At 32.1% G+C, this 13882-nt stretch carries 8 protein-coding genes; 1 reads left to right on the top strand and 7 read right to left on the bottom strand.

Annotated elements, in window-relative coordinates; genetic code table 11:
• Nucleotides 1-11: 11 nt before the first annotated feature.
• Nucleotides 12-4190: a hybrid sensor histidine kinase/response regulator transcription factor gene (locus NQQ59_RS07395; RefSeq protein ID WP_257698162.1), complete on the bottom strand. Its 4179-nt coding sequence runs from the start codon at nt 4188-4190 to the stop codon at nt 12-14.
• A 504-nt stretch (nt 4191-4694) separates the two neighbouring features.
• Here NQQ59_RS07395 and NQQ59_RS07400 point away from each other — a divergent pair.
• Nucleotides 4695-5213, top strand: coding sequence for a hypothetical protein (locus tag NQQ59_RS07400; protein ID WP_144215012.1), 519 nt, complete (start codon nt 4695-4697; stop codon nt 5211-5213).
• 84 nt (nt 5214-5297) lie between these two features.
• Here the strand turns inward: NQQ59_RS07400 and NQQ59_RS07405 are convergent, their stop codons facing one another.
• The 6 genes from NQQ59_RS07405 to NQQ59_RS07430 form a co-directional block, all read right to left on the bottom strand.
• Nucleotides 5298-6428, bottom strand: a complete 1131-nt coding sequence (locus NQQ59_RS07405; protein ID WP_144215013.1) for a serine hydrolase — start codon at nt 6426-6428, stop codon at nt 5298-5300.
• Nucleotides 6429-6653: 225 nt separating this feature from the next.
• Nucleotides 6654-7916: an MFS transporter gene (locus NQQ59_RS07410; RefSeq protein WP_144215014.1), complete on the bottom strand. Its 1263-nt coding sequence runs from the start codon at nt 7914-7916 to the stop codon at nt 6654-6656.
• A gap of 41 nt (nt 7917-7957) precedes the next feature.
• On the bottom strand, nt 7958-9343 hold the full coding sequence (locus NQQ59_RS07415) for a sugar porter family MFS transporter (RefSeq protein ID WP_144215015.1): 1386 nt from the start codon (nt 9341-9343) through the stop codon (nt 7958-7960).
• 30 nt (nt 9344-9373) lie between these two features.
• Nucleotides 9374-10474 carry a DUF4434 domain-containing protein gene (locus tag NQQ59_RS07420; protein WP_144215016.1) on the bottom strand — a complete coding sequence of 367 codons (1101 nt, stop codon included), beginning with the start codon at nt 10472-10474 and terminating at the stop codon, nt 9374-9376.
• Nucleotides 10475-10519: 45 nt separating this feature from the next.
• Nucleotides 10520-11395, bottom strand: a complete 876-nt coding sequence (locus NQQ59_RS07425; RefSeq protein WP_144215017.1) for a hypothetical protein — start codon at nt 11393-11395, stop codon at nt 10520-10522.
• 15 nt (nt 11396-11410) lie between these two features.
• Nucleotides 11411-13732, bottom strand: a complete 2322-nt coding sequence (locus tag NQQ59_RS07430) for a glycoside hydrolase family 20 protein (RefSeq protein WP_144215018.1) — start codon at nt 13730-13732, stop codon at nt 11411-11413.
• Between the last annotated feature and the right edge of the window lie 150 nt (nt 13733-13882).

Consider the following 13882-nt stretch of genomic DNA (forward strand, 5'->3'; position numbering starts at 1 on the left):
TGAAAAGTACTCTAATCTTCAAGAGTACCTCCTTTTTCTTTTTCTTTATGTTCTTCTATATATTGCGAAGGAGTCACATTAAAAACCTCTTTAAAAGTTTTAGTAAAATAGGCTGTCGAATTAAAACCACAATTGTGAGCCACTTCTTTAATCGAGTAAGAGTCACTAATTAAAAGTTCTGCTGCATACTTTAATTTTATGGTTCGAATAAAATTACTTGGATTTTGCCCCGTTAATGAACTGATCTTTCGATAAAATTGCGAACGTCCCATATTTAAAGCCTTTAGTAAATCATCCAAAGAAAAATCAACATTTGTTACATTATCGACTACTGTTTTAGTAGCCTTATCCAAAAATTTCTCATCAAGAGAATTTATTGTTATATCCGATGCAGGAATAATTCCACCTACTGCTGCAAACCTTTCACGAGAGCGTTTACGTGCTTCAAGTAGATTGTTTACACGAGCTTTTAGTACATTAATATTAAATGGTTTTGACAAATAAGCATCAGCACCTGTTTCATAACCTTTTGCTACATCTTCATCTAAGTTACGTGCGGTAAGAAGCAATATGGGTATATGACTGATTTCAAAATCATTTTTAAGTTGATGACACAATTCAAAACCATCCATTTTGGGCATCATAACATCACTTATGATGATGTCTGGAAAGTACTTTTTAATTTTTTCTAAACCAACTACGCCATTGACAGCCTCTTTAATTCTAAATTGCTCGCCAAGTTCTTCTTTAAGATGATTACGTAACACTTTATTATCTTCGATGATGAGTACTAAAGGTTTATTTTTATCAGATTCTGAATTTAGTTGATCGGGATTTACACTAAGATCGGTAATGGCAATTTCATAATTAGCAGATGAAAGCGCATTCATATTTTTGCCGTGTCCTTGAATAGTATCGGTTTCCTTAATATTTTTACCATCAGCTTTAAGATCAACAGGCAGCTGTATGCTAAAAGTAGTTCCTTCTTTGTACTTGCTTTCAACATTTATAGTACCTTTATGCAATTCTACTAGACTCTTAGTATAATTTAAACCAATACCTGTGCCTGTTTTTGATGAATCTGCATGGAAAAATCTCTGAAATACTTCTTTTAACTGTTTCTTTTTGAATCCAATTCCTGTATCTGAAACATTAATCTGAACCATTTTCTTATGAATCTTAGGATTGAAATATCCTTTATGATCTACAAAAGCTTCTGATATCGATAAGGTAATTACGCCATCATTATCGGTAAATTTAATTGCATTAGACAATAGGTTCGCTAGTATTTTTTCTATTTTGTCGGCATCAAAATTCCCATAATAATGCTCTTCTGCAGACTTAAAAATAAAACGAATATTTTTTGTCTTTGCTAAATCTTCAAATAAAAAGAATGTTTCTTTACTAAATTTTACAATATCAAGATTGGCAATCTCTAAATGAGATTTTCCAAGATCCATTTTTCGCAGATCAAGAAGTTGATCCACCAAATATAGCAAACGCTTACTGCTTTTTTGAATTATAGTCGCTGATCTTTTTACTTCATCTGCATCATTAAAATGGGTTAATATTTTTTCAACCGGATTTAAAATTAAAGTCAGTGGTGTCCTAAACTCATGAGAAACATTAATAAAGAATTTTAGTTTCAGTTGATCTAATTCACGTTCTTTTTCCTCATTTACCTGTTTCGTATAATATTGTAAACCAAAGTATGTTAGTGTACCTAATAAAATTACATAAAACACATAAGCCCACCATGATCTCCAAAATGGAGGAGAAACGTCAATCTGCATTTTCGTTGTACCAGCGTTATCCCACTGACCATCAATCGCTGCCCTTACTTCAAAAGTATAGGAACCTGGTGGTAAATTTGCATAATTTGCAATACGATTATTATCTGCATTGATAAAATCATTATCCAGACCAGTCATTTTATAAGCATACTTTACGCGCTCCGGATTCTGATAGTTTAATGCGACAAAACTTATTGACAAATGACCTTCATTATAAGCCAGTTTTAATTTATCTAAACTGTTAAGGTCATTTTTAAACAAAACTCTATTGTTGATTGTATCGCCTGCATTGACCTTTTGATTGAACAATTTTATACCAGAAAGAATAGGTTTTACTCTGTTTGAATTCAATACAATCTCATTAGGATTAAAAAAATTAAATCCGTTTAATCCTCCAGCTATGATACGTCCGTCAAAAGTTTTGGCAATTGATTTACTTTGAAACTCTAAACCTTGTAAACCGTCGTGAACATTAAAATTAATAATCTTACCTGATTTCGGATTCAGCAACGATAAACCACTCTTGGTACTAATCCATATGTCTTTGTTATTATCTTCCTGTAATCCAACCACTAAATTATTTGGAAGACCACTTGATGAGGAATAAGATTTTCTTAATTTCAAATCTTTATCTAATTGAAACAATCCCATATCGGCACCTATCCAAATATTGCCTTTATAATCTTCAATTACCTGATTGACACGATTGCCCTGAATGTTCTTAATTTTAATTTCTTCAAACTGAATTTTCTTTGGTATTCTGGCTTCTAATTTATCTAGATTTACATAACAAAGTCCCATCGATGTTCCTACCCATAATCGGTTTTTAGAATCAACAAAAAGTGAAAAAACAAAATTACTAATGATACTTTTTGGAGAATCTGGACTATTTTTAAATTGATAGAAGTTTTCTGTCTGCGTATCAAACAAATTTAGTCCCGCCATAGATGTACCCAACCAAAGTCTTTGTTGCTTATCTTTTATTGCACACCAAACTGTATTTTGTCCTATAGAAAAAGGGTTTTTAGGATCATTTAAAAATCTCTTTACCTGACCTGTATTCGGATTAAATTTATTAAGACCTCTATCCCAAGTACACACCCATAACTCTTCATTGTCGCCTTCTGCTACATATAGAATTTTGTTTGAACTCAATGAACTTGAATTACCAGGAATGTTTTTATAATGCTTGTAAGTTTCTTTTGTATCATCATACAAATCAAGACCTCCTCCATCAGTTCCTATCCAAATACGTTGATGACTATCCTGAAATACTGATTGTGCAATTTTAGTACTTAAACTATTCGAACTTTGTAATTTATAGAAGTGATGCCCAAATGATGATTTAAATAAAGCTAATTTACTAACTCCTTTATTATAAGTTGCGATCCAATAAGTTCCTTCTTTGTCTTGCAATACTTTTGAAGGTTGATTATTGGGCAATGAAAAAGGATCGTCTTGATTTTGAACGAGATGTTTTACCAATCCTTTTTGTTGGTCTAATAAATAAAGACCTTCTCCATCTGTAGAAACCCAAACTAAGGCCTTATTGTCCTGATATAAATGGAAAATTGGTACTGAATTACTACCTGAACCAACCTTTTTATGTTCTTTAGTTTTTGGATTATAAATATATAAATGTCCTAAATCATTACCTATCCAAAATTCCCCATTCTTATCCAGTAAAATTTGCTTCGGCAAATGATCTAAAAATTGATTGGCCTCAAAATTTATATTGAGTCGTTCGAATGAATTTGTCTTTGAATTGTATTGATGTAAATTGTTTCCTGCCGTACCAATCCAGAGTTGTCCTTTTTTATCTAAAAGTAAATTAGAAATATTATTGTTATCTAATGCATTCTTATTTTTAAAACTGGCTGTATAGCGAACTGATTTCAAATTTTGAAACTTGTTTGAAAAAGTTGATAAATCAATTTTAAGCAAACCGTTTTTAGAACCTACCCATAATATTTTTTTAACAGGATCAAATTTTAAACAATTGATTTCCTCTCGCAGATTGGTCTTGTCAACAATGTTCTTATCAAGGCTAATTTTATAAAACTTTTGGGCTTTTTTATCAAGAACATTCAAGCCATTACTTGTTCCTATCCATAAATATCCCAAATGATCTTCGGTGATTGCATTAATACGATTGTTGCTTATAGAATATTTATCATTAACGATGGGTCTGAAGATTTCAAATTCATAACCATTATACTTGTTTAAACCATCAATAGTTCCAAACCATAAAAATCCCTCTTTATCCTGAAATATTTCAACACAAGTACTACTCGACAAGCCTTTATTTGTATCAAAGTTTTCAAATTTTAAATTTGAAAATTGTGGATATATTTTGCAACAAACAATTAAAAAGAACAGTTGTATAATTTTTTTCATCTTCATTTTAGCAGTACCTAAAAATCACAAAAAACATGATTTTAAAATTTCATTAAAGTTATTTTTTTAAGAGTATAAAAACAAAGTCATCAATTTATTAATCCTTTTAATTTACTTATACTATTAAAAACCACAAAAAACATAAAATAAATCCAAGTAAACAAGTATTTACAAGAAAATAGTACTCCATTTAAAAATGAAATTACAATGCTTTTAGAGTGTTATACCCCGAAAAATCAGAGCTTCGTCTAATAGACATAAAAGTTAAGCTGTGCCTATTTATATTAGTAAAATAATTACAAATTTTAAATTGCTTTCCACGCAATTTTCCCTCATTATTTACAATTCTAATGATAGATTTTTTCATAAGATATTCATAATATAGAACTTAGTGTTTAAAAATTTTCTTAAATTCAAATTAGTCATATAACAAAACGTAGATTTTCGTTTTTTAAATAATAATTTTTACCATTAAGATTAACATCAATAAAAACCCTAATAATAATGAAGTTCGGTATTTTTCTAACAGCATTTCTATTTATAACAATGAGTTCCTGCAAATCATCAAAGGCCACTGATTTTAAGGAGTCACTCGATCGATCAGAACGTAGCGCTTTTAACATTATTCTCGGAAAAGAAGGTTGGGGAGAAAAAAAGCTGAAATATCTGGAAAAAGAGGATTATAAAAATGCTATTATGGCAGTAGATAAACAAAGTAAAGAGTTTGACAGGCTTATTGCTGATATTGAAAAACTTTCTATTGACGGCATCTCAAAAGGAGAAGCTCTAAAAATTGCCTCAATTGAATATTATCAAGCTCTTAAAGAACTTCATGGATTCGACAGAAAAGAAATCGAACAGCAAGCACTTCTCCAGACACTGAAAAACAATGAATTGAAGATTGCTCAAGATAAACTATTAGCTCTAGCAAAACAAAAAAAGATGCTTTACAATGCGGTTTATGAGAAGGAAGCTCTTCTCCATACTGCTAATGAAGCTTTTGAAGCCGCTAATGGTTTTTGATAAAGGGATGTTCTTTGAATTTAATCCAATTTTTACTTCTGGCTTATAGATGAAATTGATCTCTTTTATTCTCAAAAGTCAGTACTAATTATTTTTCAAATTTAAATTGTAGAAAGCAAGTCCGAGTTGTGCTAGAAATGGTAAGCCAATTTCTTCATATTCATAGTGATCATCATTAAAAATTTGATCATCGTTGACTAATAGTGTAGCACTGATCATAAATTCAACACCATTAACTTCATCAACTATGTACGCACAATCTGTTAATGTACCGTAAGCATCTCCTACTTTATTGTATATTTTTATGTTATTAGGGATCGTATCCTTCGTATCGCCAAACATAAAAAACTTACAATATCCATCATAATAGATCTTTGGATCATAACCAGCGTTTTTAGGTAGATTTTGCATATTATATAAAAGAAGTTCCCTATTCTTCTCCAATAAATCAAAACGCTCTTTACTTGAAAAATGATCTGGAAAAACAATTCTTTTCAAAACTCCATGTAAAGTTTCTAATGATAGGTAATTTTTTGTGCTAAAATCCATTGGAGATTCAATTAATTTACCACTAGTATTATATCCTTTTCCTTTCAATACCTTATTTAATTTCAATGGAACTATCGGACTATCTTTGATACTTGGGATAATAATTTCTTGGTCGGTATTTTTGTAGAATACCACTTTTTTTGTTTCGGATGCTCCTGAATTTGGAGTTGAAAGCCGATGTACGATATTAACCGACTTTAATCCTTTATCTTTCAGTTTTTTATTAATATAATCGCGTCCCATAAATTCATAAAAATCATTACTTGCCTCGTTTGAGCTAACTGCAAAAATTTTACGCAAATCATCTGAAAATGTGGATTTTTCATCCGAATCATTGACCATAAAAGCAGTATTTACATCAACATCTGTCATCTTGTTAAGTTTTTCCAAAGCCAAAACTGCTATGGGTAGTTTTACAGTGCTGGCGGGGTAAAAGTAATTCGAAGCATTGACATTATACTTGTAGTCTTTTAAAATAGCTTTTCCATTATTTTTTCTTTTAATTGAAGTATAAATAATCTGTAATTCATAATGTTCTGGCTGTTCAGCAACTTTTCTAATAGCGATATTATCACTTTTTAGAACTTGTGTGATTGGATTATTTTTTACTGATTTGCAACCTGAAAAAAAATATAGGAGACTAAATAAAAAAAAGGTTTTATACATAAATTTTTATTTTAGTAGTTCATTTTACTAATATTCAAAAAGGAAGATACTTCTATCTTCCTTTTTTATTAAATTATCTCAAAACAATCTACATCAATAATCTACAAGTCAAAATACTTTTACTAAAAAATTAACCGGTTTATTGAATTCAATCTGAGTAATTAGATAACCAAACCCTTAAACGACTCAATTAGGATAATGAAATAATTTAATGTCAAATTCTTTTTATTTTTTTTCTGAGTAATCCAGATCTTTATGAAATGTTTCTTTTAATTGGGATAATGATAGTAATGAAATTATAGACACTAATGATCCTACTACCATTCCTGCTTTGATTATATCGCCAGCAAAAATTGAATCTCTAAAATAAGAGTAAATCAAGATAATCAACGGAAGAGAGCCTCGTACAAAGTTTGGTGCTGTTGTGGTAACAGTTGCTCTAATATTAGTTCCAAACTGTTCTGCTGCTATTGTTACAAACAAAACCCAATAGCCAACAGAAACTCCCATTAAAAGACAAAGTAAATAAAATAGATTTGCCGAAATTCCCGAAATATTAAGATAGATAAAGACCATAACCAAATTGAAAATTAAAAACCAGTACATTACTTTCTTTCTACTTTTTAGCCATTGACTCAATAATCCGCTTGTGATATCTCCAAAAACCAATCCAGCATAACAAAATGCAATGGCTTTTCCTGCTTCAATAGTTTCTGCTTGCTGAATATTCAATGCTTTAGCAAATTCTGGTGAAAATGTAATCAATACACCAACCAAAAACCATAGAGGCATTCCGATTAAAATACAGTTTATGTATTTAAAAAATCGCTTTCTATTGGTAAACAATGACAAAAAATCACCAGTCTTTTCATTTTCTTCCTGAACTCTTTTAAAAATTCCTGATTCGGTAATACTAATTCTCAAAAACAACAGCAAGATTCCTAAAATTCCACCAGCATAATAACACAAGCGCCAGTCTTGAAAAACTTCATAAATAATATAAGCCGCAACAGCTCCCGAAACTCCAACCGAAGCTACAATCATAGTTCCGTAACCTCGTTTTTCCTTTGGAAGAGATTCTGCCACAAGCGTAATTCCAGCACCAAGTTCACCTGCAAGTCCAATTCCGGCAATGAGTCTCCAAAAGGCATAACCGTCAATTGTGGTTACCATTCCATTTGCAATATTGGCTACAGAATAAATTAAAATAGAACCAAACAAAACTGAAATTCTTCCCTTTTTATCTCCTAGAATTCCCCATAGAATTCCCCCAAACAGCATTCCGAACATCTGCATGCTAATAAGATATTCACCTTGATTTCGGATGGCATCTCCAGTAATGCCAAGATCTTTTAAACTGTCTGTTCGGACAATTCCGAATAGTAAAAGATCATATATATCAACAAAATAACCTAAAGCAGCTACAATAACAGCAGCATTCAAAATTGACTTTGGTTCTTTAGTTTGAAGCTTTGAAAAGAATTTCATAATTGGTTTTGGTTTGATAGGTTTAATAGTAAGTTTTTAAATTAATGGGCAATCCAGATATCTTCAATTTCTTCAAGGGATTTTCCTGTGGTTTCAGGAACAAAGAAATATGTGATAAAAAAATATGGAATACACATAACGGCAAAAATCCAAAAAGAAATCGCAGGACTTAATGATTCCAATAGCACTGGCGTAAGCTGTCCAATTAAATACGATCCAATCCAAAGAGAAAAACCAGCCATCGACATAGCTAATCCTCGAACTTTTACTGGATACATCTCTGAAATCAAAACCCAGATCACCACACAGATTGAAATGGCACAAAAGAAAATATATCCAATTATTAGATACAATAGAACTGAAGGGTTATTAATACTCATATAAAAGTACATGCCAATCGCAAGCAACATTAAAAACATACCCGAAACACCAACATATACCAATTTTTTTCTTCCAATTTTATCTACTAAATACATTCCTAAAATTGTTGAAAGTACATTCACTACTCCAATTACAATTTGAAAATCCAATGAACCTTGAGAGGCCATTCCTGCTTCTTTGAAAATAATTGGTCCGTAATAGAAAATTACATTTACTCCCATAAACTGTCCCAAAATCGCTAAACTCATCCCAATGAACAAAGCCGTTCTATAACCTGGCTGAAAAAGTATTCTCCAATCTGTTTTTTCTTTATTCAAAAGTGATTTTTGGTTGTTTTCTATTTGTTCTTTAGCTTCTTCTGCTCCGAACAATTGCGTTAATGTTTTTTCGGCTGCAGCCAAATTATTCTTCGAAATCTGCCATCTTGGACTTTCTGGAATGAAAAAAATGATTATAAAAAATAAAAGAGACGGAACACCACATAATCCCAACATTCCTCTCCAATATTCTGTCTGGAAAATAACGGTTGTCCATTGCTCTTCAAAATGACCTGAAGTTGCCCAAGACAAAACTTTAGCATTTGCAAAATAGGATGCCACAATTCCAATTGTAATTGCCAATTGATACAACGTTACCAAAGTTCCTCTAAAACGCGCTGGCGAAACTTCTGAAATATATAATGGAGAAACCACTGAAGCCACTCCAATTCCCATTCCGCCAAGGATTCTAGCCCAAATCAGCATTTCAAAATTAGAAACAAACATGCATCCAACTGCCGAAGCAGTAAAAAGTGTTGCTGCCAAAAGCATCGTCCATTTACGTCCTAAAATATCGGCGATTTTACCAGCAAAAGCTACTCCAATAATTGAACCTATCAAAGCACAGCCCACATACCAGCCAGTTGAAACATTATCGAGGTGAAATTGTTTACTTACTTGTTCTATAGTTCCAGAAATTACAGCTACATCATATCCGAAAAGAAATCCTCCTATAGCGCCAATAACCGACAGGAAAATTATATACTTAATATTCTCTTTTTTATTCATTATTTACTGATGATTAAAATTTTAAATTCATTACTTGATACCAAAATATTCTTTGTATCTGTCATACAAATGACCTGCTTGCAAGTAAGCAGACTGCGGACTCATAAAGTGTGAAAACTCAAAAGTGATTCCTTTTTGGTATCCTGCTCTTTGTGCAGCTTCTAATTTTAATCTTAGTTTTTCAAATTTGATTGGGAAAAATTTGATTGGCATATCTCGATCAAAAGTTTCAGCATTTGTCCAACATTCTAAACCATATTTATCTCCTAATTTTTTATTTACAGAGAAGAAAGCGTCCAATTCATCATAATCAATATGACCGTCTTGAAATGCGCAGGCATCAACTGCACCTTTGATTCCGTCAAAAATTTCACCCCACTCTTTTTCGTGTTCTTGTACCGAAACAGCATCTTCTTTAGACAATTTACCTGAAGCTGCCATTACTGCTTTTTTACCATCAATCCAAGGAGACATAAAGGTTGGTAATCCTCCTGAAACATCTTTACACAATTGTCCAAGCGTTCTAAATGATTCGATTGCCCCTTTGGTTTTTCGGCTTATTTCTCCACTTAAGTACCAACCTGAGAAACTTTTATAATGTCCATACTTTTTCCAAACTTCTTCAATAACAAATTTATTTGCTTCGATTTCAGTAGTCATATCTCCTGTATCCCAATAAACGCCAGAATCGTATAATCCGAAATAAAACTTCATTTTATGTTTATCAGCCAAACGCAGATACATCTCCAAAAGATCCGTCCCGGGTTTGTAACAGCCTCTTTTATTAACCAAATAATCTGAATCGTAGGTAATAAATTTTCTATATCCTGAACGAATCATTATTACAGTGTCAATTCCAATCGCTTTCATATGAGCAAAATCTTTGTCCCATTCTTTTTCTCCCCAGTTTTGATGCGGAATATCGTGTGAAATCTCGTCTAAGAAAGTTCCTGTAATTCGTAATGCATTTCCTTTTGGAACAAGCAATTCTGGACGATCTTGTGTAATTAATTCTGGTCTTTCTTCAGTTTTTATTGCCGAAGCACTTTCAAAAGAACTTAATAAAGGAATGCTCATTGCCGATGCTGCACCTAATCCTAATTGGTTTAAAAAATCTCTTCTGGTTTTCATTTTTTATGTTTTTATAGCTTAGTAGTTTGTTTGTTTTTTTAGCTTTTATCTAGAACCAAAAATATCAATTGATTCTCCACTTTTACCAAATGGTGTTAAATTAAAGTGGCTTTTTGCTGGACACTGCATATCTGTAAATCGTTTCTTATGCATTGGCGCTTTTACTACATTTCCGTTTACAGAACGAAACAAAAAAGTTTCAGTCCATTTTGCCCCTGTAACTTTTGCTTTAGTCGACTGCTCTGGTTTTCCTTCGTTTGCAACTTGATCAATTGCATTTACACGTTTGTATTGTGCCATAACTTTTGGATCGTAGCCATCAACATCAAATATTTGTTCGTATTTTTTTCCAGCTCCTTCAACAATGAATTTTAATTTTTTCGCTTCTATTAATTGAATGCTGATTGCAACCGTTTCTCCTGGATACCAGTAATAAGCAGGTTCTGCTGGTGCATTCATATAAAATGCTTTCTGCCCCGATTTATAACCTGTACGACGCAAAAACGGACGAAATGCTTTGTGTTCTTTACTAACTGTACCGTCTGCTTCGCGAATTACTTCCCAAGTCAATCCAATATCTGTTTCTTGTTCATCTGAATTTCCGCCTAAATATACTGAGGCATTGTCCAAATAAGCTCCAGGTTTCTTAGGATTTGTTCTGGAAGGATCGTACGTCAAAACTGGTAACACAACCGTTCCTCCAATTCCCAGCCAATAATCTTTGCTTGAATAAGCTTTTCTATAATATGCTCCTGCGAAACAAGGACTTGAAGGAGCAGGCAGAATTTCTTTTTCAAATTTGGTTTTAATTTGTTCTTCTATGTTTGTTTTTTGTTTTGACTGCGAATTGCTTTGAAGACAACCCGTAAGAAAAAACAAGGCTGAAAGTGTGTATAATGGAATTAAACTGTTCTTTTTCATTGTTATTTATGGTATTTAGTTAATTGAAATTTCGTCAACAAATAAAAATGTAGGTTGTCCAGCAGAATAATGCCATTCTGGAATTTTCTCAAAAATTGGAGCTTTGATTTTGACAAATCTTGCTTCTTGTTTTGCAAATACAGCTTTTAAGTTTGTAATCTTTGGTCCGTCGTCTTTTTGAGCGATTTTTAAATCTTCATTATGAACTTCCTTGAAATTTATTCCGTCTGTTGAGATTAAAACCTGAAATTGTTTTGGTCCAAAAATCCAATCGTTTGGAGACGTAAAACTATTCATACTAATCTCTCCTATTTGTTGAATTGATTTCAAATCTATAGTTGCTTCAAAATCGTCTTTGTAAAGTGCTATCCAATCTCCTGTACTAAAAGCTGTTGTTCCTGTTCTTCCATCAACCAAAGTTTTTCCGCCATTAAAACGATAACGGTCAATAGGTTCATTTTTTAGAACAATTGGTTTTGCAGTCGCTTTATTAAATTCAAACTTTTTGATAAAAACTTTGCTTTTATAATTTTCTGAAATTACGGCCGCTTTTACAGTTAAAGAATTAGTGATAATTATACTTTCTGAATATTTTTTGCTTTTCAAAGTTGGTTCAGAACCATCTAACGTGTAATAAATAGGGAATTTACTTGACGTTCTTAAGTTTAAGATTAATTTTCCATTTTCGGTATCAACTGAATATTCTGGAGAAACTTCTAAAATATGCTTTGCATAATTATAATGAAGCTTATCATAAATAGTCAAAAAACTAGATAAACGATTCACAAAATCACCGTAATTCTTTTTATCAGCATTTGTCCAAATTACTTCGCTTAAAGCTGCAAGTCTTGGCAAAACCATATATTCTGTCTGCTTATCAGAATCAATATATTCTCTCCAAAGATTTGCTTGTGCGCCAATAACCAATTTTTTTTCATTTTCGGTCAATCCATCTGGAATTGGTTCAAAGGAATACACGCGCTCTAAATTTATAAAACCGCCAATTGCCAAAGGTTCAGAAACAGCATCTGTGCTTTGATAATAATCAAAATAAACATGCGAGCTTGGTGTCATAATCGCTTTATGGCCTTGCTTAACAGCGTCAACGCCTGCTTGAGAACTTCTCCAAGACATTATTGTAGCATTTGGTGCAATGCCACCTTCCAATATTTCATCCCATCCTATGACTTGTTTTCCTTTATCATTCAAGAATTTTTCAATTCGAGACATGCAATAACTTTGTAATTTTTCTTCAGCCGAATGTTTGCTGTCTTTTTTCAAACCTAATTCGGCAATTTTTGCTTGACATTTTGGACATTTTTCCCATCTCTTTTTCGGACATTCATCTCCTCCAATATGGAAATATTTTGAAGGAAAAAGCGGGATTAATTCTGAAAAAACACCTTCTAAAAAAGTAAAAGTTTTTTCGTTTCCAAGACAAAGAACGTCATCTGAAACGCCCCATTTTTTATACACTTCATAACCTTCGCCAACGCAACCCAATTCTGGATATGATGCCAAAGCCGCAACCATGTGACCCGGCAAATCAATTTCGGGAATGATTGTTATAAAACGTTTTTGAGCATACGCCACAATTTCTTTAATCTGTTCTTGTGTGTAAAATCCTCCATGCGGTTTTCCGTCATAAACTCCTACTTGTTTTCCTACTTGCGTTTCGGTTCTTACAGATCCTATTTGAGTTAATTTTGGATATTTTTTGATTTCGACACGCCAACCTTGATCATCAGTTAAATGCCAATGAAAAGTATTCATATTGTGCAAAGCCAATAAATCAATATATTTTTTCACAAATTCTGCAGATGCAAAATGACGCGCGACATCTAAGTGCATGCCACGATAAGCAAATCTTGGATAATCTGTAATCTGTACATTTGGAAGTTCTACAATTGCTTTAATTTCGTTTTCCAACAATACTTTTCGCAAAAATTGCACACCATAAAAAGTTCCTGCACTACTTGCTCCATTGATCAAAATTTGGTCTTGATTTACCGTAAAAGTGTATGCTTCTTTATTTTCATTTTTAAAATTATCTTGCAAAACAATTCCGTTATTCTTTGGATTTTCTGCCGAAATTTCAATTTTAAATCCGTTTGAAATCTGAATGTATTCGGATAAAAAAACAGCAATCTGTTTTAGATTTTCATTCTTTTTGGGATAAAATATTTTTGAAACAGAATTAAGCACGAAAGGTTTTCCTTCGACTTCTTTTATAGATTGTGCCAAAGGAATTGTCCTATAAACATCATACTTGTTTTCCTGCGCGGAAAGCGAGAAAATTCCAAAAAGAAGAACAATACAAATGATATACTTTTTCATGTTTAACTATTATGAATTAAAACATACTGTTTATTTTTTTGCCACAGATTAAAAAGATTGAAAAGGATTTTCTTTCTCTCGCAGATTTTGCAGATTGAGCAGATTTTTTTTAAAATATTTTTAATCCTTTCAATCTGTGGCTATATTTTT

It is taken from the genome of Flavobacterium panacis, assembly GCF_024649945.1.
Lineage (GTDB): Bacteria > Bacteroidota > Bacteroidia > Flavobacteriales > Flavobacteriaceae > Flavobacterium > Flavobacterium panacis.

Coding starts and splice junctions, on each gene's coding strand:
- NQQ59_RS07425 (WP_144215017.1), bottom strand. CDS start 11,395: ATGAAAAAGAACAGTTTAATTCCATTATACACACTTTCAGCCTTGTTT.
- NQQ59_RS07420 (WP_144215016.1), bottom strand. CDS start 10,474: ATGAAAACCAGAAGAGATTTTTTAAACCAATTAGGATTAGGTGCAGCA.
- NQQ59_RS07410 (WP_144215014.1), bottom strand. CDS start 7,916: ATGAAATTCTTTTCAAAGCTTCAAACTAAAGAACCAAAGTCAATTTTG.
- NQQ59_RS07415 (WP_144215015.1), bottom strand. CDS start 9,343: ATGAATAAAAAAGAGAATATTAAGTATATAATTTTCCTGTCGGTTATT.
- NQQ59_RS07400 (WP_144215012.1), top strand. CDS start 4,695: ATGAAGTTCGGTATTTTTCTAACAGCATTTCTATTTATAACAATGAGT.
- NQQ59_RS07405 (WP_144215013.1), bottom strand. CDS start 6,428: ATGTATAAAACCTTTTTTTTATTTAGTCTCCTATATTTTTTTTCAGGT.
- NQQ59_RS07395 (WP_257698162.1), bottom strand. CDS start 4,190: ATGAAAAAAATTATACAACTGTTCTTTTTAATTGTTTGTTGCAAAATA.
- NQQ59_RS07430 (WP_144215018.1), bottom strand. CDS start 13,732: ATGAAAAAGTATATCATTTGTATTGTTCTTCTTTTTGGAATTTTCTCG.